The organism is Lutibacter oceani, from assembly GCF_003384935.1.
In the GTDB taxonomy this organism is placed as follows: Bacteria; Bacteroidota; Bacteroidia; order Flavobacteriales; family Flavobacteriaceae; genus Lutibacter; species Lutibacter oceani.
This window is the reverse complement of the sequence record NZ_QTTQ01000009.1, coordinates 898051-923849: the sequence shown is the minus strand read 5'-3', so window position 1 is coordinate 923849 and position 25799 is coordinate 898051. Positions and strand designations below refer to the sequence as shown.

The window sequence follows — 25799 nt, the reverse complement described above, 5'->3', positions numbered from 1 at the left end:
TTATGAGTAACGGAAGTTTATACACACATATTCAAAATAATATCGCTACTGTTGAATTTTATCATCAGGCTAGTAATTCTTTTCCATCTGAATTATTGGAAAGATTGGCAACTACTTTTAACGAGTTAAGTACCAATAAAGAAGTACACGTCATAGTTTTAAAAAGTGAAAAAGAAGGCGTTTTTTGTGCTGGAGCTTCATTTAATGAACTAATTAAAATTGATAATTTAGAAGAAGGCAAACAATTCTTTTTGGGCTTTGCAAATGTTATAAATGCAATGCGTAACTGTTCAAAAATAATAATTGGGCGTATTCAAGGAAAGGCAGTAGGTGGAGGTGTTGGTTTGGCTGCGGCTTGCGATTATTGTTTTGCAACTGTTCAGGCTGCTATTAAATTATCTGAACTTTCAATTGGTATTGGCCCGTTTGTAATTGCTCCAGTAGTTACTCGTAAAATGGGTTTGGCAGCATTTAGTGAATTAGCACTTGATGCAACTAGTTGGCAAAATGCTTATTGGGCAAAAGAAAAAGGCTTATATGCTAAGGTTTTTGAAACAATAAAAGAACTGGATTTTGAAGTGGATATTTTTGCGGATAAACTTTCAAAGTACAATTTGGCAGCATTAAAAGAACTAAAAAAAGTGTTTTGGGAAGGAACTGAAAACTGGGATGAATTATTAGAAAAAAGAGCTGAAATTAGCGGTAAATTAGTTTTGTCAGATTTCACTAAAAATGCGCTTCAAAAATTTAAAAAGTAGTATATGTTAGCAAATTTCATAATGTTATTGCAACAAGTTGATGTGCAAGAAAAAATAAAAAATGCTCCTGATAAAGGGTACGAAATAGGGGTTGTTATTGGTACTTATTTGCCTTTTGTTGTATTGGTTTTATTGGCATATTTTGTATACTATAAAGCCAAAAACAGAAAGGATTTAGATGATTAATTATGAATTTTAAAGCTAAATGAAGAATGAGTAATATTAGAATTACCAAACAATTCGATTTTGAAACAGGTCATGCATTATATGGCTACGATGGAAAATGTAAAAATGTTCATGGGCATAGTTACAAACTTTCAGTTACGGTTATTGGAACTCCAATTAATGATTCCTCCAATGTTAAATACGGAATGGTAATTGATTTTGGAGACTTAAAAAAAATTGTTTTATCTGAAATTGTTGACAAATTTGACCACGCTACTGTTTTTAATAAAAACACGCCTCATATTGAATTGGCTGCTGAACTTGAAAAAAGAGGACATAGTGTTATTTTAGTGGATTACCAGCCAACAAGTGAAATGATGTTGATTGATTTTGCTAAAAAAATCAAAAAAAGATTACCTGAAACAATTAAATTACATTCATTAAAACTACAAGAAACAGGAACTTCCCATGCCGAATGGTATGAGAGTGATAATAATTAATATTTTTTGGAAAATACTATTTTATAGTTATTACAGAATCTTATAAGATTATTTGCCATTAAAAGTATTCATTGTAATATTTATACCGGCAGTACCAAAAGATTTTATAAGTTGAATAGATTTATCTAAACGTTCGGGAAGTTGTTTAATTTCATCAGTATCCCATTTTCCCAACACATAATCTACCTGGCGACCTTTTGAAAATTCAGCCCCAACACCAAATCTAAAACGAGCATATTGTTGAGTTTGTAAAACAGCATTTATATCTTTTAAACCATTATGGCCACCATCACTACCTTTAGCTTTAAGTCTTATTGCTCCAAAATCTAAATTTAAATCGTCACAAATAACCAATAAATTTTCAAGTGGAATATTTTCTTTTGTTAGCCAGTATTTAACAGCTTTACCACTTAAATTCATATATGTTGAAGGTTTTAGCAAAATAAAAGTTCTCCCTTTAAATCTAAATTTAGAAATAGATCCAAGTTTTTCACTTTCAAAAGTAATTTTTTCATTTAAAGCTAATTCATCTAAAATTTTAAACCCAATATTATGGCGAGTTTCCTCGTATTTTTCACCAATATTTCCTAAACCAACAATTAAGAATTTTTTCATAAGGTCTTCTTTTAAAACTACTTTTTTAGAACCGAATAATTGTTTTATGAACTGTAAAATTTTCATACAACAAAAGTAATAAAAGTAAGTGGATTGTTTAAAAACAAAAAGCGTTGCAATTGCAACGCTTTTTAATATAAAATAAAAGATGTTTTTATTCTGTAGCAGCTTCTTCAGTTGCTCCTTCTTCTCCACCTTCTCCTTCTTCTTCATCTTCATCTTCAGTTAATACGGCACTACGTGCAGTTCTAACCTGAACAACTACTGTATTATCTGGGTGTAAAATTGTAAATTTTTCATCTGCTAATGCAGTTACAAATAATTTATGTCCAATTCTTAATTTAGAAATATCAGCATTTATAAAGTCTGGTAAATCAGCTGGTAAAGCTCGTACACTTAATTTACGCATTGCAAAACGTAAAGAACCACCATTAATTACACCTGGAGAAGTACCAACTAATCTTACAGGAATTTCCATAGTTACCATTTTATCATCAAATAATTGGTAAAAATCGACGTGTAAAATTTTGTCTGATACTGGGTGAAACTGAATATCTTGTAAAATTGCATGATATTTAGCACCTTCTAATTCAATCGTTGCAGTATAAACGTTAGCGGTATACACTAATTTTTTGAACGATACTTCGTCAGCTGAAAAGTGTAATGGTTTATCCCCTCCGTATAATACGCAAGGTACCTTTCCAGCATTACGTAAGGCTTTAGTTGACACTTTACCCACGCTTTCTCTTTGAGATCCTTTGATTGTAATTGATTTCATTTATTTATTGTTTATTAATTATTTACATTAAAAATTGCCCGCTTATTGACCTGTTATCTTGCACTTTATGCATCACGTCTGCGAACAAAGGCGCGCAAGATACAACTTTTATTTTAGAACTCTCTCTTTTTAAAGGAATTGTGTCTGAAACTATTAATTCTTTTAATTTAGAGTTTTCTATTCTGCTATAGGCTTCGCCCGATAAAATAGGATGTGTACAAATTGCACGAACACTTAAAGCACCTTTTTCCATCATTAAATCGGCTGCTTTAGCCAGCGTACCTCCAGTATCTATCATATCATCAACTAAAATTACATTTCTTCCTTCCACTTCCCCTATAAGTTCCATAGTGTCAATTATATTTGCTTTTAAACGTTGTTTGTAGCAAATTACAACTTCACTTTCTAAAAATTTAGAATAAGCATAGGCACGTTTTGAACCACCCATATCAGGAGATGCAATTGTAATGTTTTCTAAGTTAAGTCTATCTATATAAGGAAGGAAAATTGTTGATGCATATAAATGATCTACTGGTTTTTCAAAAAATCCTTGAATTTGATCGGCATGTAAATCCATGGTCATAATTCTTGTTGCACCAGCAGCCTGAATTAGGTTTGCTACCAATTTTGCACCTATTGCTACGCGTGGTTGGTCTTTTCTGTCTTGTCTTGCCCAACCAAAATATGGAATAACTGCTGTTATATGACGTGCAGATGCTCTTTTTGCAGCGTCTAATATTAAAAGCATTTCCATTAAATTATCTGATGAAGGAAAAGTGGAACCAATAATAAATATACGTCTTCCTCTAACGGATTCTACTAAAGCTGGTTGAAATTCACCATCACTGAATTCTGAAATTTTAACATTTCCAAGTTCAAGGCCATAAGAATCGGCAATTTTTTGTGCCAAAACCCTACTTTGCCTGCAAGCAAAAATTTTTGGTGCTAGTTGACTGTTTCCCATTTTTAAGTTGTGTTGTTGTTTGTTGTGCGCAAATTTAAAATTAATTATAGAGTTATTAAACAACTTCACGTTTTTTTTAGGCTTTAGATGAAAATTATTTATAAATTTGCAATCCGTAAACAAGCCTCGATGGCGGAATTGGTAGACGCGCTGGATTCAAAATCCAGTTCTGGCAACGGAGTGTGGGTTCGATTCCCACTCGAGGTACTAAAAAAGCTGATAATTATTTAATTATCAGCTTTTTGCATATTTATTGATACCGAAATAGTATCAAATATTTATTTTTTTACCATTTTTTAAACGTACTTTATTATAAAGTATGTTGGTCAATTTTATTTGTTTTCAACTATTGCAACCTCATCTTCGGTTAGCTTGTATAATTTGTAAACCATGCGCTCAATTTCTGCATCTGTTGTATCAAGTACCAATTTTTAGAGGCGGAAGATTGGAAAATGGTGATTTAATTACTCGTTATTAATCCTCACCGTATTAGGAATATATATATAGAGAGAGAGGTAAACACTTTTGGCAAGTTTCATTTTTTGTACCTCAATATATGCCCAGACTTATTAATTTTTATGGAGGAAACATTACTATTAAAACTGATAATTAATGTATTTTAAACCTGAATAATTTACAACTTATAAGTATATTTGATATTAAATAGTAAACTAAAAATGAAAAAAATACTCCTTTATATTCTCATAATAACTACTTCAATAAGTGTTTATTCTCAGGATAGTAATTATATAGAAGCTGATAATATTCCATATTATAAAATCACAGATGAAAACCAAAATACATATCAAAATGAACAATGTATTTTAGATATTTATTCTCCAAAAGGAGCTAAAAAAGTACCTGTTATTATTTGGTTTCACGGAGGTGGATTAACTGGAGGGCAAAAAGAAATACCACAAGATTTAAAAGAAAAAGGATATTGTATTGTAGGTGTTGGTTATAGGCTTGCACCAAAAGTAAAAGCAAAAGTTTGTATAGATGATGCAGCGGCTGCAATTGCTTGGGTTTTTAATAATATAGAAAAATACAATGGAGATGTAAATGCAATTTTTGTTTCGGGACATTCAGCCGGAGGGTACTTAGCCTTAATGACCGTTATGAATAAGGAATATTTAGAGAAACATAAAATAGATGCCAATAAAGTTGCAGGGCTTGTTCCATTTAGCGGACATACAATTACGCATTTCACAATTCGTAAAGAACAAGGAATTTCTGGAGAACAACCAATAATTGATGAATGGGCTCCATTGTTTTTTGTTAGAAATGATGCACCACCCACATTGTTAATTACAGGAGATCGTGAATTAGAAATGTTGGGACGCTATGAAGAAAATGCTTATTTCTACAGGATGATGAAAGTTTCAGGTCAAGAAAACATTACGCAGTTTGAAATGCAAGGTTACGGTCATAATATGACAGCACCAGCATATCCATTATTATTGAATTTCATCAAATCTAATACTATGAAATAAAAAAACTAATTTTACCAAATAAAATCAGGTCATTTAAAATGGTATAAATGTTTTATGAGTTGTAATTATTAAATTTATATGAAGAATAAAAGTAAACGTAATTCTATAAAAGGTATAGCTGCAGAATTAGGAGTTTCTGTTACAACGGTGTCATTTGTTTTGAATGGAAAAGCGAAGGAAAAAAGGATTTCAGAAGCGGTTACAAAAAAAATTCTAGATTATATTGAACTCATTGGCTACAGACCAAATCAATTAGCACAAAGTCTTCGAACAGGAAAATCTAAAATTATAGTTTTTATGGTTGAAGATATTTCTAATCATTTCTTTTCCAGATTGGCAAGAATAATAGAAGATATTGCATACCAAAAAGGGTATAAAGTGCTTTTTTGTAGTAATGAAAATGATGATAAAAAATCCTTAGAACTTATAGATTTATTTAAAGAACGCCAGGTAGATGGGTTTATGATTGTTCCATCTCCTGGGATTCAAGATAAAATTGCTGCATTAAAAGCCGAAAAAATACCAGTAGTTTTATGTGACAGGTATTTTCCGGATTTAGATATAGACCATGTAATTATTGATAATGAAAAAGCTTCCTATTGTGCTTGTGAGCATTTAATTAAAAATAATTTTAAAAATATTGCTTTAATTACTACAGATGTTCGGCAAACTCAAATGCTAGGTAGGTTAGAAGGGTATAAAAAAGCAATGGCGGCATACCAGCTGCCAACCAATGTTCTAATATTGCCTTATAAAGAAAAAACAACGCTTCAAGGAAAAGAAAGTATTACCAAATTTTTTTATGAAAACCCTGATTTGGATGCTGCTTTTTTTACAACTAATTACCTCACTAAAAATGGATTAGCAGTAATAAAAGAAAGTTTTCCTAATGCGCTTAATAAAATGGGAATAGTAACATTTGATGATAATGAACTTTTTACTATTTATACCCCAACAATAACAGCAGTATCTCAGCCTCTTGAAGAAATGGCAAAAGAACTTATGAAAACTATGTTAGCACTACTAAAAAACCCTAAAGTAGCACATCCTCCAAAAAAAATTGTTTTAAAAGCTAAACTTGTTGTTAGAGAATCATCAAAAGTTAAAGAATAAGCCTTTCATTAAAAAAAATAAAAAGATCATTTTTTTTTATTTTTTATTTTTTTAAGCTAAAACGATTTAGTATTTTAGCAATGCTTTAATAAAATGTTTAAAATAAGTTATTACAGCAGCATTATAAATAAGATCTATTAATTTAAAAAATAGAATGAATGCCAATAGCAATTGGAGTAGATGTTGGTGGAAGCCACATTGCGTGTGCCGCAATAGATATAGAAACTTTAACTATAATAGAAGAATCATATTATTATAGTGTTATAAATAATAAAGATACCAAAGAGTTAATTTTACAAACCTGGGGAAATGTTATTAATAAAACTATAAATGAAATAAGAAATAAAGAAATTATTGGAATTGGATTTGCAATGCCTGGTCCATTCAATTATAAAACAGGTACAGCTTTATTTAAGGGGAATGATAAATATGAATCTCTATATGAAGTTTCAATAGCTTTAGAATTGCCTAAATATTTATTAATAAAAAACATACCAATTCGGTTTTTAAATGATGCAACTGCTTTTGGTGTTGGAGGTTCTTTAAAGGGAGGTCATGGTATTTGTAAAAAAGTGTTGGCAATTACTTTAGGAACAGGGTTTGGAGCAGCTTTTTTAAATAATTTTATTCCTGTTGTTAAAGGTAAATCTGTCCCTTTAGGTGGTTGTTTATGGGATAAACCTTTTCAAAAAGGTATAGCAGATGACTATTTTTCTACACGTTGGTTTGTTTCAAAATATAAAATGTATTCAAATGGTGAAAATGTTGAAGGGGTTAAAGAAATTGTTACTAAAAATGATGTGTATAGTTTAAAAATATTTAATGAATTTGCTATAAATTTAAGTGATTTTTTAGCCTCATATGTATTGGATTTTAACAGTAACCTGTTGGTATTAGGCGGTAGTATTTCAAAAGCACATCATTTATTTTTATCAAACCTTGTAAATATTTGGAAGAAAAAAAATATAAATATAGAAGTGCTTGTTTTAGAAAATACAGAACAAGCAAACATAATTGGTGCTTCGTATTTATTTAATACGAATTTTTGGGAAACCATTAAAAACGACTTACCACTATTTTAATTTCAATAAAATTTTTTAACTAATTTTTCAAAGAGTTTTAATCAAATAATATAAAAACAGTAAATAAAAAATGAGCGCTATAAATAAAATACCTGTTGTTCCCAAAAAACAAATCTTTCCTTTTATTTTAATTACTTCCTTATTTGCATTATGGGGTTTTGCAAATGCAGTAACCGATCCTATGGTACAAGCTTTTAAAAAAGTATTGGAACTATCAAATTCACAAGCAGCGTGGGTACAAATGGCTTTTTATGGAGGTTATTTTTGTATGGCATTACCAGCAGCACTTTTTGTTAGAAAATATTCTTATAAAACAGGTGTATTAATTGGGCTTGCGTTGTATGGAGCGGGTGCACTTTTATTTTATCCAGCGGCAATTACTGAACAATTTTGGTTTTTCTGTTTAGGATTGTATGTATTAACTTTTGGATTGGCTTTTTTAGAAACTACTGCAAATCCATACATTCTTGCTATGGGAGATGAAAAAACAGCAACTCAAAGATTAAATTTAGCGCAGGCATTTAATCCTGTAGGTTTGGTTGGCGGACTTTTAGTGGCGCAATATTTTGTACTCCGTAAATTACAATCAGATGATATTACCGATTTTGCATCGTTAGAAGAAGCGCGTAAAATTTTAATAAGAACTTCCGATTTAATGGTAATTAGAGATCCTTATGTAATTTTAGGGATTGTAGTTTTATTTGTTTTTGTTCTAATCGCTATTAATAAAATGCCTCAGGCTAAAGGAGAAGGAGTTATTCCTCCTTTGTCAACCACATTTAAAAAGTTATTTGCTAATAAAAAATATGTTTTCGGTGTTTTGTCACAAGTGCTTTATGTGGGTGCGCAAATTATGTGTTGGACCTATATTTATCAATATGCAGAGGCAATACATATACAAAGTGAATTTGCTGCTAATTATCAATTTTTTGCTTTTATAATATTTTTGGTTGGACGTATTATTGGAACTTATATGTTACGTTTTATAAGCTCAGGAAAATTGTTAATGTATTTTTCAGTATTGGCTGTTATATTTTCATTAGGTACTATTTTTATTGAAGGAATTTCTGGGCTTTATAGTTTGGTGGGTATTTCTTTTTGTATGTCTTTAATGTTTCCAACCATTTATGGAATTGCTTTGGAAGGTTTAAAAGAAGAAGAATCTAAAATTGGCGCTGCCGGTTTGGTTATGGCAATTGTAGGGGGTGCATTAATGCCTAAATTACAAGGAATTATTATAGATTTAGGTGGAAATGGAGTAAGTGATATTAAAATTTTGGGAGTATCAGAAATAAATTTTTCATTTTTACTTCCAGCTATATGTTTTGTTTTTATAGCACTCTATGGAAACTGGGTAAGTAAAAATCATAAATTTAAGGTTGTCTAAACGCTAAGTTTTTAATTGATAGGAAACTTAAAAATAAAATTCATAAAATGAAAAAAATAGTTATTTACTTAATTTTTTTAGTCAGCATAGTTACTGTTTCTCAAAACAATAATTCAAATAAAAAAACTGCTGGAAATCCAATTTTTAAAGGTTGGTATGCCGATCCTGAAGGGATTATTTTTGATAATCAATATTGGGTATTTCCTACGTATTCCGCTCCTTATGAAAAACAAGTTTTTTTAGACGCGTTTTCTTCACCAGATTTGGTAAACTGGACAAAACACGAAAAGGTATTGGATACCATTTCAGTTAAATGGGCCAAACGTGCAATGTGGGCACCTTCTATTATAGAAAAAGATAAAAAATACTTTCTTTTTTTTGGAGCAAACGACATACAAAATGATAATGAAGAAGGCGGTATTGGAGTTGCTGTTGCTTCCAAACCGGAAGGACCTTATAAAGATCATTTAGGAAAACCGTTAATTGATAAATTTTACAACGGAGCACAACCTATAGATCAATTTGCTTTTAAAGATAAAGACGGTCAATATTACCTTTTTTATGGAGGTTGGAGACACTGTAATGTTTCAAAATTAAATGATGATTTTACAGGTTTTATCCCTTTTGAAAATGGTACTATTTTTAAAGAAATTACTCCTGAAAATTATGTTGAAGGTCCTTTTATGTTTATTAGAAATGGTAAATATTACTTTATGTGGTCAGAAGGTGGTTGGACAGGCCCAGATTATAGTGTAGCCTATGCTATTTCAGATTCTCCGATGGGACCTTTTAAACGTATTGGAAAAATTTTACAGCAAGATGCTAAAATTGCAACAGGTGCAGGTCATCATTCTGTTATAAAAGATCCTAAAAAAGATACTTATTATATTGTTTACCATAGAAGACCTTTAAACGAAACTGATGGAAATTCTAGAGTAACTTGCATAGATGAAATGAAATTTGATAAAAATGGTTTAATAAAGCCAATAATAATTACAAATAAAGGCGTAAAAGCAAATCCATTAAAAAAATAAACCATAAATAATATAACTTTTAAATAGTAGCTTCTTATGAAAACAATTTTAACAACCTTATTAACTACTGTTTTTTGCTTCCAGTTTCTATTGGCACAAACTACAAAAATTAATGTTATTGATAATCCAGTAGATTGGGTAAATCCACTTATGGGAACCGATTCTCATCATAGTTTATCTAACGGAAATACATATCCGGCTATTGCTACTCCTTGGGGAATGAATTTTTGGACACCACAAACTGGAAAAATGGGAGACGGTTGGGCATATACCTATGATGCTACCAAAATAAAAGGATTTAAGCAAACACATCAACCATCACCTTGGATGAACGATTACGGACAGTTTTCAATAATGCCTGTAACCGGTAAAAAGGTTTTTAAGGAAGAAGAACGAGAAAGTTGGTTTTCGCATAAAGCAGAAATTGTTACACCGTATTATTACAGTGTTTATTTAGCGGATTACGATGTTACTACTGAAATAACACCTACTGATCGCGCTGCAAGATTCAGATTTACGTTTCCTGAAACAGATAATGCTTACGTTGTTATTGATGCTTTTGATAGAGGTTCTTATGTGAAAATTATTCCTGAAGAAAATAAAATTATAGGTTATACAACCCGAAACAGTGGAGGTGTACCAGAAAATTTTAAGAATTATTTTGTAATTAAATTTGATAAAAAATTCACAATTACAAACACATTTAGTGATGCTGAATTATCAGAATCTTTAGTGTCAAAATCAAACCATGCAGGTGCTATTATCGGATTTAAAACTTCAAAAGGAGAAAAAGTAAATGCAAAAGTAGCATCATCTTTTATAAGTTATGAGCAAGCTGAAAGAAACTTAAAGGAAATTGGAAACAATGATTTTGACGCACTTAAAGAATTAGGGAAATCTAATTGGAACAAAGAATTAAGTAAAATAAAAGTTGAAGGCGGAACAGCTGATCAGTTTAAAACTTTTTATTCTTGTTTATACCGTTCGTTATTATTTCCAAGAAAGTTTTTTGAATATGATGAAAATGGAAACGTAGTACATTACAGCCCATATAATGGTGAGGTTTTACCCGGCTATATGTTTACAGATACTGGTTTTTGGGATACATTTAGATCCTTATTTCCATTCCTAAACTTTATGTATCCTGAAATGAGTGCTCAAATGCAGGAAGGTCTTGTAAATGCCTATAAAGAATCAGGCTGGTTGCCAGAGTGGGCAAGTCCAGGTTTACGGAATATTATGGTGGGTAACAATTCTGCTTCAGTAGTTTCAGATGCATATTTAAAAATAGGAAATAATTATAAATATGATATTGAAAAGCTATATGAAGCTTTAATTCATGGAGCTAATAATGCGGGACCTATGACAGCTGTTGGTAGAGCAGGTGCAGCATACTATAAAAAATTAGGATACGTGCCTTTTGATATTGGAATTAATGAAAGTGCTGCAAGAACCTTAGAATATGCCTATGATGATTTTTCAATTTACCAATTAGCAAAATCATTAAATAAGCCCAAAAAAGAAATAATGCTTTATAAAAATAGAAGCTTAAATTATAAAAAATTGTTTGACCCTGCATCAAAATTGATGCGTGGGAAAAGTGAAAAAGGAGAATTTAGAACCCCTTTTAGCCCTTTTGATTGGGGAGGAGATTTTACCGAAGGAAATAGTTGGCATTATTCCTGGTCCGTTTTTCATGACATGCAAGGTTTGGTTGATTTAATGGGTGGTAATGATCAATTTGTTGCGCAATTAGATCAGGTTTTTTCACTTCCTCCAATATTTGGAGATAAATATTATGGAGGTGTAATACATGAAATACGAGAAATGCAAATTGCCAATATGGGACAATATGCTCACGGAAACCAACCAATTCAGCATATGACTTATTTATACAATTATGCAGGGCAACCTTGGAAAAGTCAATATTGGGTAAGAGAAACTATGAATAGGATGTATTTGCCAACACCAGATGGGTATTGTGGCGATGAAGATAACGGACAAACTTCAGCTTGGTATGTTTTTTCTGCAATGGGCTTTTATTCTGTTGCTCCAGCTACAGACGAGTATGTAATTGGTGCTCCGTTGTTTAAAAAAATTACATTGAATCTTGAAAATGGAAATGAAATTATAATTAATGCTCCAGAAAATAGCAACGAAAATCGTTATATTAAAAATATGACCTTTAATGGAAAAGAATACACCAAAAATTATTTAAATTATTCAGAATTAATGAAAGGAGCTATTATTAATATTGAAATGGATAAAGTACCCAATAAAAATAGGGGAATTAATAAAGAAGATTTTCCGTATTCATTATCTAATGAAAAATAATTAAATAAAAATTTATTTCTAAATGGTTGAATTACATAAATTAAATTCGGTATTCAAAGTAATTTCTTTAGGAATTATTATGAGCTCATTATTATTTTTTAGCAGTTGTAATTCAACTACTGGGGATGAAAAACATTCAGAAAAAATGGATAAAAACCTTAAAGACTTTGCTAAATATGTAGATCCTATGATTGGTACAGCTAAAATGGGACATACATATCCAGGCGTTACAGTTCCTTTTGGAAGCGTTCAATTGAGCCCTGATACTGATACAATACCTTATGCAGTAGATGGTCATTATAATCCAGATGTTTATAAGTATTGTGCTGGTTATCAATATGATGATAAAACAATTGTAGGTTTTAGCCATACACATTTTAGTGGCACTGGGCATTCAGATTTGGGCGATTTTTTAATTATGCCAACAACTGGTGAATTAAAATTAAATCCCGGAACAGCTACAAATCCTGATAGTGGGTACCGTTCACGGTTTTCACATGAAAGAGAAACCGCTGAAGCTGGTTATTACAGTGTTATTTTAGATGATTACAATATTAAAGCTGAAATGACTGCAACTACAAGAGTGGGTATGCACCAATACACGTTTCCAAAGGAAGAAACATCGCATATTATTTTAGATTTAATGGCTGGTATTTATAATTACGATAGTAAAAATATTTGGACTTTTGTGCGCGTTGAAAATGATACTCTGGTAACTGGATACCGCCAAACAAATGGCTGGGCACGAACCAGAAAAGTATATTTTGCAATGTCTTTTAATAAACCTATCCAAAAATATGGAAGAGAAAGACATGATAAGCAGCCGTATGGAGGGTTTTGGAGAAAATTCAGGCAGGATGAAAACTTTCCTGAAATTGCTGGAGAACAAATAAAAATGTATTTTGATTTTGATATGAAAAAGGATGAAAAACTACAAATAAAATTTGCTATTTCTCCTGTAAGTACTAATGGAGCTTTAGAAAATATGAAAAAAGAAGTTCCTCATTGGAATTTTGAAAAGGTTAAACAACAAGCTAAAAACGAGTGGAATAAAGAGTTAAATAAAATTGATATTGATACTGAAAGTGTTACTGAAAAAACCAATTTTTATACAGCTATGTACCATGCTTTTTTAGGACCAACTGAATATATGGACGTAAATGGCAATTATATGGGAATTGACCGTAATGTATACAATGCAGAAAAATTTACCAATTATACCAGTTTTTCACTTTGGGATACATACAGAGCATTACATCCATTATTTAATATTTTGCAACCTAAAAGAAATCAGGATATGGTACAATCTATGATGGCGCATTATAACCAAAGTGTACATACAATGCTTCCTGTTTGGTCGCATTACGGCAATGAAAACTGGTGTATGATTGGGTATCATAGTGTATCTGTAATAGCAGATGCAATTGTAAAAGGGAATGCTGATTTTGACAAGGAAAAAGCATTGGAAGCTATGGTTAATACCGCAAATACCAGGTATTATGATGGATTGCAGTATTATATAGATATGGGTTATGTGCCAGAAGATAAAAATGGAGCTTCAGTTTCTAAAACCCTAGAATATGCTTATGATGATTGGGCTGTTGCTCAAGCTGCTAAAAAATTGGGTAATACTGCTGTTTTTGAGGAATTTATGAAGCGTTCTGAAAACTACAAAAATGTATATGATGCTGAAACAGGTTTTATGCGCCCAAAATTAAGCAATGGTAGTTTTAAAAAAGATTTTGATGAATTAGATACTCACGGACAAGGTTTTATTGAAGGAAATTCTTGGAATTATAGTTTGTATGTTCCACATGAACCAAATGAAATGATTGAATTGATGGGGGGGAAAGAAAAATTTTCAAAACGATTAGATAAATTGTTTTCAATGGAACTTCCTGATAAATATTTTGAAAATACCGAAGATATTTCAAGAGAAGGAATTATTGGTAATTATGTGCATGGAAATGAACCATCACATCATGTAGCTTATTTATATAATTGGACAAATACACCTTATAAATCTCAAGATAAAATCAGGATGATTTTAAAGCAAAAATACCAAACAGGTGCAGATGGACTTAGTGGAAATGATGATTTTGGACAAATGAGTGCGTGGTATATTTTTAGTTCGCTTGGATTTTATCCAGTTGCTCCTGGATCAGTTGATTATGCTTTAGGAAGCCCATCAATACACGAAGCTATCTTAAATCTTGATAATGGAAATACCTTTAAAGTAATGGCAAAAAATCAGTCGGATGAAAATGTATATGTTGAAAAAGTGGAATTAAATGGTAAAGAATTAACAAAGCCTTTTATTACTCATGCGGAAATAATGAATGGAGGTGAATTGCAGTTTTTTATGAATAGTAAACCAAATAAACAACTTTATAAATAAAGTAACTGAAATTTTTTGTTGATTTTATAGGTTTGCGATTGCTTATACCATTAATGTTTATAGTATTTTTGCATAGATATTATACATCACTAAAAGAATCTTCTTTTGGGGTGAAATTTTAATATTAGCTTAGTTAATGTAAAAAACCTGCTAATAATTTATTAGCAGGTTTTTGATTTCATAGCTTTAGTTTAATAAAAATTGTTTGTTGAGTAAATTTGGGGTTAAAAAACAATTTTTATTATCAACGGGGGTCTTTGGGTTATGTGCTACATTGTATAATTATTCAATTCCAAGATGTTTAAATAATCCTAAAATATTGTTCGGGTAAACATCGTTTTGTTTTTCAGAATTATTTTTAGCGCTTTTATTTTTTAAATTTTTAGTATTATTATTAATACCAAGTTTATTGTTTTTACTCATTTTTCTATTATATTTTTTATCTTCTTTACCTTTCATTATTTAATAATAAAACTTTTTTAAGCTTATAATTTAACTAATATCCTAGCAAACAGACTTAATTAAATACAAGTTGTTATAAAGAACATATTAAAATTAATTAATATTAGTTTAATAAGTATTTGTTTCTCCGTAAAAAAAGGAAGGATAATCCGTATAGTTTTATTCAAAACTTTTTTTAACTTAGCATTATTAAATTTGTCCCCTCCAAATGCGTAATTATTTTATTATAGATAAAGACCCAGAATCTATTCAAAGCATAAAAAATGTTTTAGAAGATTACGAAACATTTAATTGTATAGGCATTTCTTGCACTTATACTAATGCTATGAACATTATTTTAAAAGAAAACCCTGATGTTGTTTTTTTTAATATAGATAATGTAATTGAAAACCCTTTTGAATTTGCGCAAGAACTAAATTTATTTAATGAAGGTTTTCCTGTTTTTATTGCAATTTCTTCATCAAAAAAAAATGTTTATGAGGTAATAAAAACTGGTTTCTTTGATTTTTTATTAAATCCTTTAGCTGAATTAGAAATTCGAAAAACAGTATTAAAAATATTAAAAAAAATCCCAGCCCAATCTAGAAAAACCATCTGTTTAAAATCCTATAAAGATTATCAGTATCTTAAAACAGATGAAATACTTTATTTAAAAGCAGATAACAATACAACAGATTTTTACATGAATGATGGTAATATTGTAAATGCTTATAAAACACTAAAAACTTTCGAAAATATTTTACCTAATAATTTTCACAGAATTCATAAAAGCTACATTATTAACAAAAATTTTATTTCAAGAATACAATTTGGAAAATCTACCTGTACTATTAAAAGAAATAGTCATGAAGTTCCTTTTACAAAAACCTATATTACAAGTATTAAAAGGATAAATAAATCCTTATCCGAATATTCTTATCTTTCTGTAAGTTAAAATGATTTAAATAAATGGTATGTTTTATTTAATGAATGGTATGTTTATTTCTGTAAATGAATCATTTCACGTATAAACGGTTTGTTTTCACGTACAAATGGTTTGTTTTCACTAATAAATGGTTTTTTATTGTTATTTTGTTTCAGTTGTGTATTACTTTTACACTATAGTTTAGAATTAAACACAAAGCAAAAAACATAAAATCAACTTTAAAACATACTATTATGAAATCAATTAAATTTATTTTCGCTTTCTTATTATTTACATCATTATTTATTTCTTGTACTTCAGATAGTGCTGAAGATGAAGAATTATATGCAAAAGAACAGGTGCAGGCTACAGGTGAAGAAGGAAGTGCAGATATTACAAGAACCAGAGATTAAATTTATTGATAATAGCAAAAAATTGTTTAGAAATACTAAATTTTAAAAAGCCTTAAGCATTTGTTTAAGGCTTTTTTTAGTAGCTTTGTTTAAAACCCTGGCTAACAATTAAACTAAAATTTCACATAGCATCTCTTATAAGAATTACTATACTAACCATAGTAATATCAACATGTTTTAGTTGTAAAGAAACTAAGAGTAATAATGAGAATAATTTCGCTAAGGAAATAGATAGTATTAATTATTGGATTAATTTTTCAAAACTTAAAGCCACAGATTTTGAAAATAAATCAATTGCTTTAGAAAAAGCATATCAACTAACCAAATTAATTAATTCAGATTCCATCCAAAATATTTTATTAGCTGAAATTGCCATTGAAACTGAATATGATAATATTGATGATTTATTCAAAAAAGTGAATAGGGGATCTCTTAAGTTAGCTACAAAACTAAATGATTTTTTTAAAATGGGCGATGCCCATTGGAATTTCGGAAATTATTATACTGATATTGAAGTGGTGGATAGCGCATATTATCATTTTCATAAAGCTTACGAAAATTTTAAAATAGCTAAACACGATTATTATACTGCAAAAATGCTTTATAATATGGCTTTTATACAGGGGCGTTTAAAAGATTATACAGGAAGTGAAGTATTAATTTTTGAGGCAATTACAAGGTTTGAAAAAGAGAAGAAGTATGAAATGTTATACCAGTCTTATAATTATTTGGGTTTAATATATTCTAATTTAGAAGAGTTTGATAAAGCAGTTTTTTATCATAACAAAGCGATAGATTATTTAAAAAATGTTAATGATAAAAAAAATTTCAAAGAATGGAGTTTAAGTAATTTGGGGTTGGTTTATCAAAAATTAAATAATTTTGAAAAAGCCATACAAAATTTTCAAAAAGCCTTAAAATACAGAGATTTAAAAACTCAAGATCCCAATTTTTATGCCAGACTTATTGATAATATTGCCTATACAAAGTTTTTAAGGGGAGATACTATAAATATTGCTGAAGATTTATATAAATCACTATACATTAGAGATAGTTTAAATAATATTTCAGGATTAGTTATTAGTAAAAGACATTTGTCAGAATTTTTTGCAGCAAAAAAAGATACAACTTTAGCAATAAAACTTGCAAATGATGCTTATAATTTGGCAGGACAAGTAGATAATAATAGAGATAAATTAGCCACCTTATTACTGCTTTCAAATGTTGATAATAGTAAATCGAATAAATACTTGAAAGAGTACGTACATTTAAATGATAGTCTGCAAATTGAAGACAGAAAAATACGTAATAAGTTTACCCGAATTCGTTTTGAAACAGATGAATATATTCAAGAGACAGAAAAACTTTCTAAAGAAAAGGTATTAATATCTTTAGGCGGTTTTTTAACAATTGTAATCTTAACTTTTGCATATATTATGAGGGTGCAAAGAACAAGAAATAAAGAATTATTATTTGAAAAAGAACAGCAGAAATCTAATCATGAAATATTTTCTTTAATGTTAAAACAGCAATCTAAGTTAGAAGAAGGACGATTAAAAGAGCGTCATAGAATTTCAGAAGATCTACATGATGGCGTTTTGGGAAAAATATTTGGAGCAAGGTTAGGTTTAGGGTTTTTAAATATTAAAGGAGATACAATAACCATTGAAAAACATAAATATTATATTGATGAACTTCAGAATATTGAGAAGGAAATTAGAACAATTTCACATGAATTAAAAAATGAAATTCTATCATCCAAAGAAGATTTTTCAAAAATTATAGAGGATTTAATAGAAAAAAAGACTAAATTAGATGGTTTGGAATATGACTTCTATTGTAGTCAGAATATTTTCTGGGATTCAATAAATGATGACATAAAAATTAACTTTTATAGAATACTTCAAGAAGCGATTCAAAACATAATAAAATATGCGAAAGCTTCTTCTGTAGAGGTTAGCATTGACAGAGATAAAGATCAATTAGAATTATTTATAAAAGATAATGGAATTGGTTTTGATATTCATGATAAAAGAAAAGGAATTGGTTTAAAAAATATGGAATCTAGAGCCAAAAAGCTTCAAGGTATTTTAAAGGTGAATTCTATAAAAAATAATGGAACCACTATTTTTGTTAGGTGCCCAATACAAAAATAAAATTATGAGTAAAAAATTTAATGTATTAATAATTGATGATCATCCAATTATAGCAGATGCATATAAAAGTGCGTTTGAATATATAAGTACGGAAAATATTAATATTGCATTTAAAATTGCAATAGCAGTTAATTGTGATGAAGCAATTTTAAAAATTACTGAAGCTTCCAAAAAAAATGGAATTGATATTGTTTTTTTAGATATATCAATACCTCCATCATCAGATGGGAAAATTTTATCCGGGGAAGATTTAGGAGTAAATATTAGAAAAGTACTACCCAAATGTAAAATTATTGTAGCAACAACTTTTAACGATAATTATAGAATTCAAGCAATACTTAAAAACGTAAATCCAGATGGTTTTTTAATAAAAAATGATGTAAATAAAGAAGAACTGGTAACTTCAATAAAAACGGTAATGGATGGTACTCCATATTATAGCAAATCTGTTTTGGAATTATTTAGAAAACAATCATCTACCGACTATAAATTAGATAAAATTGACCGTCAGTTATTATATGAAATGTCTATTGGAACAAAAATGAAAGATCTTCCAAATATAATTCCAATGTCTATGGCTGGACTTGAAAAAAGAAAGAAAAACTTGAAGGAATTGTTCAAAGTTCAAGATAACGACGACAGAGAATTAATATTAAAAGCAAAAGAAAAAGGGTTTATTTAAATAAACCCTTTTTGCTATAAAAATGTCTTTGGGGTTGAATTTATTTCTATAGTCTATTCAAATGTAAACTAAATTTATGTTTGGAAAAATTATTTGTAATTTATTTCCTTAAATACCTAAAAGTTTATGGTTTCAACCTAGTTTAGGTAAGGAAAAAACACATTATGGAAGCCTTATTTTTAGAATTTATATACAAGAATAATTTTCATTAAGAAAAATTTAACATATTGAATTAAGGGAAAATAGATTTGTAAACGACTTAGTGAGTAATATTGTTTATTTTTGAAAATTCTAAATAAGCGAAACCACTTATAATATGAAAAAAATACTTTCCACTCTTTTCTTTTTATTGCTTTTAACAGCAAGTTATTCTCAAATTCATGACCCTGTTAAATGGTCAACATCTGTAGAAAAAGTATCGGATACAGAATATGATTTAATAATTACTGCAGCAATTGAAGGGAATTGGCATTTATATTCTCAAAATATTGGAGAAGGAGGTCCAATTCCTACTACGTTTACATTTGTTGATACCAATGAGTATACTTTAGTTGGTACTCCAAGTGAGGGTGAAGGACATGCTGCTCCTGAACCAGTTTTTGATAATATGATAGTTAAATATTTTGAAAACAATGCAGTTTTTAAACAACGTATAAAATCTAAAACCAAAAATGCTATAAATATTGTTGGGGAAGTTGAATTTATGGTTTGTGATGATGGTTTATGCTTACCTCCAACTTTCGAAGATTTAAGCTTTACAATTCCAGGAAATACTTCAATTTCAGAAACTATTGCTATTGAAAAGAGCGAAGTTGTAAAATCTAAAAAAAATGATTCTTCAAATAAAAGTTTAATAACCATATTTATAATAGCCTTTTTTTCTGGGTTTGCAGCATTGTTAACACCTTGTGTTTTTCCAATGATTCCAATGACTGTGAGCTTTTTTACCAAACAAAGTAAAAGTAAAGCTGCTGGAATTAAAAATGCTATTATTTATGGAGCATCTATTGTAATTATATACGTACTATTAGGAATTTTAGTAAGTGCTGTTTTTGGTGCTGATGCTTTAAATGCACTATCAACTAATGTATGGTTCAATATAATTTTCTTTTTATTATTAGTTGTTTTTGCGGTTTCATTTTTAGGTGCTTTTGAAATTACTTTACCTAGTTCTTGGGGCACAAAAGTTGATGCGCAAGCAGATAGAGGTGGAATTATAGGTATATTTTTTATGGCTTTGGCTTTAGCTATTGTGTCATTTTCTTGTACCGGACCAATTGTCGGAACTTTACTAGTTGAAGCAGCGGCAGGAGGAAGCCAAATAGGACCAATTGTTGGTATGCTCGGTTTCTCATTAGCATTGGCAATTCCATTTGCATTATTTGCTGCATTTCCAGGTTGGTTAAATTCTTTACCAAAATCTGGAGGTTGGTTAAATACTGTAAAAGTTGTTTTAGGATTTTTAGAGTTAGCTTTAGCATTTAAATTTTTATCAAATGCCGATTTGGTTTTACAATTACATTGGTTAGAGCGTGAAGTATTTTTAGCAATCTGGATTGCAATATTTGGAACGTTAGCATTGTATTTATTCGGAAAAATTCAATTGCCACATGATTCACCATTGTCGCATATTTCTGTTGGAAGATTAAGCCTAGGGTTGATAACTTTATCATTTACAATATATATGATTCCAGGTCTTTGGGGAGCACCGTTAAACTTAATAAGTGCATTTCCACCAGCACAACATTATAGCGAGTCACCGTATGGGGTTGGATTTTCAAAGTTAGGAGAAGGTTCTATAGAAAATCATGCGGATATTCCTGAAGGAGCCCACTTAATGGCACCACATAATATTTTAGCATTTAATGAATATAATTTAGGTTTGGCTTATGCTAAAAAAGTTAACAAACCTGTAATGATTGATTTTACCGGGCACGCTTGTGTAAATTGCAGAAAAATGGAACAAAACGTTTGGGCTAAAGATAAAGTATTACCCATTTTAAAAAATGATGTAGTTTTAATTTCATTATATGTTGATGATAAGCGTAAATTAAAAGATGGTGAAGAAATTGAATCTAAATTAAGACCCGGAAAGAAGTTGAAATATATTGGACAAAAATGGAGTGAATTTCAAACCATAAAATATGGAGCAAATGCACAACCTTTTTATGTTTTGATGAATCATAATGAAGAAAATTTAATTAACCCGGTTGCATATACTCCTGACGTTGATGAATATTATAATTGGTTAAAAGAAGGGATTTCAAATTTCAAATAAGCTAAAAAAAGAATGAATTATCTTTCAAATAAAATAGTTGATACTCCTTCTAAATTAGAAAAGTATTTTCAGCAATTTAAAAAACACATTGTTGGAGTGCATCAAAAATTTGAATCACCTTATGGTGAAAAAGAAATTATTTATACAGATTGGACTGCAAGTGGTCGTTTATACCGTCCAATTGAAGAAAAAATAGTAAATGAATTTGGTCCTTTTGTTGCAAATACGCATACTGAAACTTCCGTAACAGGTTCAGCTATGACTATGGCGTATCATAAAGCAAGAAACATTATTAAAAAACACGTAAACGCAAATGAAGATGATGTTTTAATTACCGCAGGTACGGGTATGACGGGTGTAATTAATAAATTACAACGTATTTTAGGGTTAAAAGTATCTGAAAATTTAAAAGAGCATACAAATGTTCCAGATGAATTAAGACCAATAGTTTTTATTTCTCATATGGAACACCATTCTAATCAAACATCATGGTTAGAAACAATAGCTGATGTAGAAATTATTCCTTGTGAAGAATCAGGTTTAATTTGTTTAAAAAGTTTTGAAAAATTGGTAATTCAATATAGTGATAGACCAATAAAAATAGCTTCAATAACAGCTTGTTCTAATGTTACAGGTATTAGAACGGATTATCATAAAATTGCAAAAATAATTCATCAAAACGGAGGACTTTGTTTTGTGGATTTTGCTTGCTCTGCACCTTATGTGCAAATTGATATGCATCCTAAAGTTGATGAAGAATATTTGGATGTAATTTTCTTTTCGCCTCATAAATTTTTAGGGGGTCCAGGTACATCAGGCGTATTGATTTTCAATAAAAAACTGTATAAAAATCTGGTGCCTGACAATCCAGGAGGAGGTACCGTAAATTATACAAATCCTTGGGGTGATCACGATTATATTGATGATATTGAAACTCGCGAAGATGGTGGTACACCAGGTTTTTTACAAACTATAAAAATTGCATTGGCAATTCAGTTAAAAGAACAAATGGGAGTAAAAAATATTTTAGACCGTGAGCACGAAATAAATAAAATAATCTTCAATAAGCTTTCTAAAATATCCAACCTAAAAATTTTAGCGCCAGAGCATACAAATAGACTGGGGATTTTTTCTTTCTATATTGAAAATGTGCATTTTAATTTAATTGTAAAGTTGTTAAATGATAAGTTTGGAGTGCAAACACGTGGAGGTTGTTCATGTGCAGGAACGTATGGTCATTATTTATTACATGTAGATCAATATACTTCAAAAAATATTGAAGAAAAGATTCATGAAGGCTGTTTAATGGAAAGACCAGGCTGGATTCGAATGTCTATTCACCCAACAATCTCAAATAAAGAAGTATTATTTGTTTGTGAAAGTATTAAACAAGTAGCAGAAAACTGGAAAGAATGGGGTAAGGATTACGATTACAATTCAGCTAAAAATGAATTTATTCATAAAACGGCAAATGCTATTGAAACTTCGCTGGTAAATAATTGGTTTAAGCAATAATTTAAAGGCAAAGTTTTTTCTATATTTGGTTGCTTGTAAAATTTAATAAATGGATAATCTTATTTTTTTTAGCCGAGAAGGTTTATTTCATGTTTTAGACTGGAATGCATATGATCATATACTTTTTTTAATTGCTCTGGCTGTAGTGTATGAATTTAGAAATTGGAAAAAAGTGATTTGGTTAATTTCACTTTTTACAATTGGGCATACATTATCATTAATTTTGGCCGCATATAAAATTGTATCCGTAGATACAAAATGGATTGAATTTCTTATTCCTGTAACAATTATTATTACTGCAATATTTAATATTTTTTATGTTAGAAAAACAACAAAACAACTAAAAACCAATACCAATTTAATTTTTGCGCTGTTTTTTGGTCTAATTCACGGACTTGGTTTTTCCAGTTATTTTAAAATTCTTATTGGTAAATCTGAAAGTAAATTAATACCGCTTTTAGAATTTGCTTTAGGCGTGGAATTAGCACAAATAATAATTGTTTTGATAATTCTTATTTTAGGTTTTATTTTTCAAACTATTTTCAGATTTTCAAAACGAGATTGGATTGTAATTATATCATCAATAGTAATTGGTATTGTACTGCCTATTTTGAAAGCAGCAATATTTTGGTAAAATTTTAACGTGTAGTTAATCATAAACTCTTTACTTTCGTAAGCATTAAAAAATGAATAAAAAACAATTAAAATACGATCAGGCATACATGCGAATGGCATTAGAATGGGCAAAATTATCGTATTGTGAAAGAAAACAAGTAGGGGCATTAATTGTAAAAGACAGAATGATAATTTCCGATGGGTTCAATGGAACTCCAACAGGATTTGAAAATTGTTGTGAAGAATTAGGAAATACAAAGTGGTATGTATTACATGCAGAAGCAAATGCTATTTTAAAAGTTGCCAGTTCAACACAATCTTGTAAAAATTCTACGTTATATATTACATTATCACCGTGTAAAGAATGTAGTAAATTAATACATCAATCAGGAATTAAACGAGTGGTATATGCAAATCAATATAAGGATATTTCAGGCTTACAATTTTTAGAAAAAGCTGGAGTTGAATTAACATATCTTAATGATTTAAAATGATAAAAGGGAAAGCAAATTTGCCAATATTTATTGGATTGGCAGTAGCTATAGGAATACTAATTGGTAGTTCAATTAATTTTAAAAACAAAGCTGTTTTATTTAGTTCAAATACCAATGAAGCTAAAATAAAACGTTTAATAAATTACATACAATATGATTATGTAGATAAGGTTAATACCGATAGCCTTTTAGATGATGCAATTACAAATATGCTGGTAAAACTAGATCCACATTCAGTATATATTCCAAAAGAAGAATTAAAGCAAGTAACTGAAAACATGCAAGGCAAGTTTGTTGGGATTGGTGTAACTTTTTTAATGCATGAAGATTCTGTTGCTGTAACTAGTGTTATTGAAGGTGGGCCAAGTTATAAAGCTGGTATAAAAGCAGGAGATAGAATAATAATAGCAGGTAAAGATTCTTTATTTGGTGAAAGTATAGAAAAAAAAGCTGGTGTTAAAGAAAATGAGAAAGGAACACTTTTAGGAAGCAGAAAAATTTCTGAAGCTGTAATGAATTCTTTAAAAGGGGAAGCAGAAACTAATGTATTAGTTTCAGTATACAGAAGATCTACAAATGAAATTTTAAACATACCAATTGCTCGAGATGAAGTTCCAATAAAAAGCGTACCAGGTTATTATATGATTAATAATAAGTTGGGTTATATAAATGTTGAACGCTTTGCAAGAACAACTTATTTAGAGTTTAAATTAGCTTTAAATGAACTATTAAATAAAGGAATGACCTCTTTAGTATTAGATTTAAGAGGAAACCCTGGTGGATATATGGATATTGCTAATGATATTATAGATGAATTTCTTGAAGATGGAAAACTGATTGTTTTTACTAAAAATAAAAACGGAGAGGTAGATAAATCTTATGCTACTGAAAAGGGTGATTTTGAAGAAGGAAAAGTATTTGTGTTAATTGATCAAAACTCTGCTTCAGCAAGTGAAATTGTGGCTGGTGCTTTACAAGATAATGATAAAGGAACCATTGTTGGACGCCGTTCTTTTGGAAAAGGATTGGTTCAGCAAGAGATGGATTTAGGAGATGGTTCAGCTGTTAGGCTTACAACTTCAAGATACTATACACCAACAGGAAGATCCATTCAAAAACCTTATAGCCACAATAATGACAATTCATATAGTAGCGACTATTTAAATAGAATTCATAATGGAGAATTAGTTTCTAAAGATAGTATAAAAGTAAATGACACTTTAAAATATACCACGCCAAAAGGTAAAGTTGTATATGGTGGAGGAGGAATAATTCCAGATGTTTTTGTTCCTGTCGATACCACAAGAACTTATAATAATAGATATTACAGAGGTTTAAATGCCTTCGTATTTAAATATATTGATAACCATAGAGAGGAATTAAATGAGTGGAAATTAGAAGATTTTGTAACTAATTTTGATAAAAATGAGAAGGTTTTGAATCTGTATTTAGAAGAATTAGATTTAAAAAACCCTATAGGACCTAAATCAAAAGAAGATTTGAAAAGATATTTTAAAGCTTTTTTTGCACGTGATTTATTTGGTCAAACTGGCTATTTTATGGTAACTCAGGAAAAAGACAACATGATTTTAAAAGTTATTGAATTAGACAGTAATCAATAAATTCTTTACCTAATCATAACTTATACGTATATTTGAG

At 29.6% G+C, this 25799-nt stretch carries 23 protein-coding genes and 1 tRNA gene; 20 read left to right on the top strand and 4 right to left on the bottom strand.

Annotated features, from left to right (window positions below; all coding sequences use genetic code 11):
* The first annotated feature begins 2 nt into the window (after positions 1 to 2).
* The 3 genes from BX611_RS04105 to BX611_RS04095 are packed head-to-tail and all read left to right on the top strand — an operon-like array spanning position 3 to position 1423.
* Entirely contained in the window at positions 3 to 758 is a 756-nt protein-coding gene (locus tag BX611_RS04105; protein WP_115878331.1) for an enoyl-CoA hydratase/isomerase family protein, read from the top strand.
* A 3-nt stretch (positions 759 to 761) separates the two neighbouring features.
* A complete protein-coding gene (locus tag BX611_RS04100) occupies positions 762 to 944 on the top strand; it encodes a hypothetical protein (protein ID WP_115878329.1) in 183 nt (60 codons plus the stop codon).
* Positions 945 to 970: 26 nt separating this feature from the next.
* On the top strand, positions 971 to 1423 hold the full coding sequence (locus BX611_RS04095) for a 6-pyruvoyl trahydropterin synthase family protein (protein ID WP_115878327.1): 453 nt from the start codon (positions 971 to 973) through the stop codon (positions 1421 to 1423).
* Between the two features lie 48 nt (positions 1424 to 1471).
* On the opposite strand, the gene pth is transcribed toward BX611_RS04095, so the two are convergent.
* From pth to BX611_RS04080, 3 genes are all read right to left on the bottom strand, one after another.
* Positions 1472 to 2038, bottom strand: coding sequence for an aminoacyl-tRNA hydrolase (gene pth / locus BX611_RS04090; RefSeq protein WP_115878972.1), 567 nt, complete (start codon positions 2036 to 2038; stop codon positions 1472 to 1474).
* A 154-nt stretch (positions 2039 to 2192) separates the two neighbouring features.
* Positions 2193 to 2816: a 50S ribosomal protein L25/general stress protein Ctc gene (locus BX611_RS04085; protein WP_115878325.1), complete on the bottom strand. Its 624-nt coding sequence runs from the start codon at positions 2814 to 2816 to the stop codon at positions 2193 to 2195.
* A gap of 22 nt (positions 2817 to 2838) precedes the next feature.
* Positions 2839 to 3780 (bottom strand): ribose-phosphate pyrophosphokinase, encoded by a 942-nt coding sequence (locus BX611_RS04080; protein ID WP_115878323.1) that lies wholly within the window; start codon positions 3778 to 3780, stop codon positions 2839 to 2841.
* Between the two features lie 123 nt (positions 3781 to 3903).
* On the opposite strand from BX611_RS04080, the gene BX611_RS04075 reads away from it, so the two are divergent.
* From BX611_RS04075 to BX611_RS04040, 8 genes are all read left to right on the top strand, one after another.
* Positions 3904 to 3987 (top strand) — tRNA-Leu (locus tag BX611_RS04075).
* Between the two features lie 470 nt (positions 3988 to 4457).
* On the top strand, positions 4458 to 5273 hold the full coding sequence (locus BX611_RS04070) for an alpha/beta hydrolase (protein ID WP_115878321.1): 816 nt from the start codon (positions 4458 to 4460) through the stop codon (positions 5271 to 5273).
* A gap of 78 nt (positions 5274 to 5351) precedes the next feature.
* Entirely contained in the window at positions 5352 to 6386 is a 1035-nt protein-coding gene (locus tag BX611_RS04065) for a LacI family DNA-binding transcriptional regulator (RefSeq protein ID WP_115878319.1), read from the top strand.
* 158 nt (positions 6387 to 6544) lie between these two features.
* Positions 6545 to 7468, top strand: coding sequence for an ROK family protein (locus tag BX611_RS04060; protein ID WP_115878317.1), 924 nt, complete (start codon positions 6545 to 6547; stop codon positions 7466 to 7468).
* A 70-nt stretch (positions 7469 to 7538) separates the two neighbouring features.
* Positions 7539 to 8855 (top strand): L-fucose:H+ symporter permease, encoded by a 1317-nt coding sequence (gene fucP / locus BX611_RS04055; protein WP_115878315.1) that lies wholly within the window; start codon positions 7539 to 7541, stop codon positions 8853 to 8855.
* A 47-nt stretch (positions 8856 to 8902) separates the two neighbouring features.
* Positions 8903 to 9889 carry a glycoside hydrolase family 43 protein gene (locus BX611_RS04050; protein ID WP_115878313.1) on the top strand — a complete coding sequence of 329 codons (987 nt, stop codon included), beginning with the start codon at positions 8903 to 8905 and terminating at the stop codon, positions 9887 to 9889.
* 36 nt (positions 9890 to 9925) lie between these two features.
* Complete coding sequence (locus BX611_RS04045) at positions 9926 to 12223, top strand: GH92 family glycosyl hydrolase (RefSeq protein ID WP_115878311.1); 2298 nt, start codon at positions 9926 to 9928, stop codon at positions 12221 to 12223.
* 22 nt (positions 12224 to 12245) lie between these two features.
* Positions 12246 to 14621 (top strand): GH92 family glycosyl hydrolase, encoded by a 2376-nt coding sequence (locus BX611_RS04040; protein ID WP_115878309.1) that lies wholly within the window; start codon positions 12246 to 12248, stop codon positions 14619 to 14621.
* Positions 14622 to 14903: 282 nt separating this feature from the next.
* Here BX611_RS04040 and BX611_RS15020 read toward each other — a convergent pair whose 3' ends face one another.
* Positions 14904 to 15080, bottom strand: a complete 177-nt coding sequence (locus BX611_RS15020; RefSeq protein WP_162880033.1) for a hypothetical protein — start codon at positions 15078 to 15080, stop codon at positions 14904 to 14906.
* A 211-nt stretch (positions 15081 to 15291) separates the two neighbouring features.
* Between BX611_RS15020 and BX611_RS04035 the strand changes: the two genes are divergently transcribed.
* The 9 genes from BX611_RS04035 (at position 15292) to BX611_RS04000 (ending at position 25762) form a co-directional block, all read left to right on the top strand.
* Positions 15292 to 16017 carry a LytR/AlgR family response regulator transcription factor gene (locus BX611_RS04035; RefSeq protein ID WP_115878307.1) on the top strand — a complete coding sequence of 242 codons (726 nt, stop codon included), beginning with the start codon at positions 15292 to 15294 and terminating at the stop codon, positions 16015 to 16017.
* Between the two features lie 224 nt (positions 16018 to 16241).
* Entirely contained in the window at positions 16242 to 16400 is a 159-nt protein-coding gene (locus BX611_RS15015) for a hypothetical protein (RefSeq protein ID WP_162880034.1), read from the top strand.
* A gap of 416 nt (positions 16401 to 16816) precedes the next feature.
* Positions 16817 to 18556 carry a tetratricopeptide repeat-containing sensor histidine kinase gene (locus BX611_RS04030; RefSeq protein WP_147296395.1) on the top strand — a complete coding sequence of 580 codons (1740 nt, stop codon included), beginning with the start codon at positions 16817 to 16819 and terminating at the stop codon, positions 18554 to 18556.
* A gap of 4 nt (positions 18557 to 18560) precedes the next feature.
* Positions 18561 to 19238, top strand: coding sequence for a response regulator (locus tag BX611_RS04025; protein ID WP_115878970.1), 678 nt, complete (start codon positions 18561 to 18563; stop codon positions 19236 to 19238).
* A gap of 316 nt (positions 19239 to 19554) precedes the next feature.
* The gene (locus tag BX611_RS04020) at positions 19555 to 21516 is read left to right on the top strand and encodes a protein-disulfide reductase DsbD family protein (RefSeq protein WP_115878303.1); all 1962 of its coding nucleotides are present in this window, start codon (positions 19555 to 19557) and stop codon (positions 21514 to 21516) included.
* A gap of 12 nt (positions 21517 to 21528) precedes the next feature.
* Positions 21529 to 23031 carry an aminotransferase class V-fold PLP-dependent enzyme gene (locus BX611_RS04015; protein ID WP_115878301.1) on the top strand — a complete coding sequence of 501 codons (1503 nt, stop codon included), beginning with the start codon at positions 21529 to 21531 and terminating at the stop codon, positions 23029 to 23031.
* Between the two features lie 49 nt (positions 23032 to 23080).
* On the top strand, positions 23081 to 23665 hold the full coding sequence (locus tag BX611_RS04010) for a HupE/UreJ family protein (RefSeq protein WP_115878299.1): 585 nt from the start codon (positions 23081 to 23083) through the stop codon (positions 23663 to 23665).
* Between the two features lie 52 nt (positions 23666 to 23717).
* Positions 23718 to 24140 (top strand): deoxycytidylate deaminase, encoded by a 423-nt coding sequence (locus BX611_RS04005; protein ID WP_115878297.1) that lies wholly within the window; start codon positions 23718 to 23720, stop codon positions 24138 to 24140.
* Positions 24137 to 25762, top strand: a complete 1626-nt coding sequence (locus tag BX611_RS04000; RefSeq protein ID WP_115878295.1) for a S41 family peptidase — start codon at positions 24137 to 24139, stop codon at positions 25760 to 25762. Before BX611_RS04005 ends, BX611_RS04000 begins: the two co-directional genes overlap by 4 nt.
* Positions 25763 to 25799: the final 37 nt, after the last annotated feature.

What these genes read in the sequence shown, in the direction of transcription:
- BX611_RS04105 (WP_115878331.1), top strand. Translation starts at nt 3, where the DNA reads ATGAGTAACGGAAGTTTATACACACATATTCAAAATAATATCGCTACT.
- BX611_RS04000 (WP_115878295.1), top strand. Translation starts at nt 24,137, where the DNA reads ATGATAAAAGGGAAAGCAAATTTGCCAATATTTATTGGATTGGCAGTA.
- BX611_RS04010 (WP_115878299.1), top strand. Translation starts at nt 23,081, where the DNA reads ATGGATAATCTTATTTTTTTTAGCCGAGAAGGTTTATTTCATGTTTTA.
- BX611_RS04050 (WP_115878313.1), top strand. Translation starts at nt 8,903, where the DNA reads ATGAAAAAAATAGTTATTTACTTAATTTTTTTAGTCAGCATAGTTACT.
- pth (WP_115878972.1), bottom strand. Translation starts at nt 2,038, where the DNA reads ATGAAAAAATTCTTAATTGTTGGTTTAGGAAATATTGGTGAAAAATAC.
- fucP (WP_115878315.1), top strand. Translation starts at nt 7,539, where the DNA reads ATGAGCGCTATAAATAAAATACCTGTTGTTCCCAAAAAACAAATCTTT.
- BX611_RS04085 (WP_115878325.1), bottom strand. Translation starts at nt 2,816, where the DNA reads ATGAAATCAATTACAATCAAAGGATCTCAAAGAGAAAGCGTGGGTAAA.
- BX611_RS04070 (WP_115878321.1), top strand. Translation starts at nt 4,458, where the DNA reads ATGAAAAAAATACTCCTTTATATTCTCATAATAACTACTTCAATAAGT.
- BX611_RS04080 (WP_115878323.1), bottom strand. Translation starts at nt 3,780, where the DNA reads ATGGGAAACAGTCAACTAGCACCAAAAATTTTTGCTTGCAGGCAAAGT.
- BX611_RS04040 (WP_115878309.1), top strand. Translation starts at nt 12,246, where the DNA reads ATGGTTGAATTACATAAATTAAATTCGGTATTCAAAGTAATTTCTTTA.
- BX611_RS04060 (WP_115878317.1), top strand. Translation starts at nt 6,545, where the DNA reads ATGCCAATAGCAATTGGAGTAGATGTTGGTGGAAGCCACATTGCGTGT.
- BX611_RS04100 (WP_115878329.1), top strand. Translation starts at nt 762, where the DNA reads ATGTTAGCAAATTTCATAATGTTATTGCAACAAGTTGATGTGCAAGAA.
- BX611_RS04020 (WP_115878303.1), top strand. Translation starts at nt 19,555, where the DNA reads ATGAAAAAAATACTTTCCACTCTTTTCTTTTTATTGCTTTTAACAGCA.
- BX611_RS15020 (WP_162880033.1), bottom strand. Translation starts at nt 15,080, where the DNA reads ATGAAAGGTAAAGAAGATAAAAAATATAATAGAAAAATGAGTAAAAAC.
- BX611_RS15015 (WP_162880034.1), top strand. Translation starts at nt 16,242, where the DNA reads ATGAAATCAATTAAATTTATTTTCGCTTTCTTATTATTTACATCATTA.
- BX611_RS04015 (WP_115878301.1), top strand. Translation starts at nt 21,529, where the DNA reads ATGAATTATCTTTCAAATAAAATAGTTGATACTCCTTCTAAATTAGAA.
- BX611_RS04045 (WP_115878311.1), top strand. Translation starts at nt 9,926, where the DNA reads ATGAAAACAATTTTAACAACCTTATTAACTACTGTTTTTTGCTTCCAG.
- BX611_RS04025 (WP_115878970.1), top strand. Translation starts at nt 18,561, where the DNA reads ATGAGTAAAAAATTTAATGTATTAATAATTGATGATCATCCAATTATA.
- BX611_RS04065 (WP_115878319.1), top strand. Translation starts at nt 5,352, where the DNA reads ATGAAGAATAAAAGTAAACGTAATTCTATAAAAGGTATAGCTGCAGAA.
- BX611_RS04005 (WP_115878297.1), top strand. Translation starts at nt 23,718, where the DNA reads ATGAATAAAAAACAATTAAAATACGATCAGGCATACATGCGAATGGCA.
- BX611_RS04035 (WP_115878307.1), top strand. Translation starts at nt 15,292, where the DNA reads ATGCGTAATTATTTTATTATAGATAAAGACCCAGAATCTATTCAAAGC.
- BX611_RS04095 (WP_115878327.1), top strand. Translation starts at nt 971, where the DNA reads ATGAGTAATATTAGAATTACCAAACAATTCGATTTTGAAACAGGTCAT.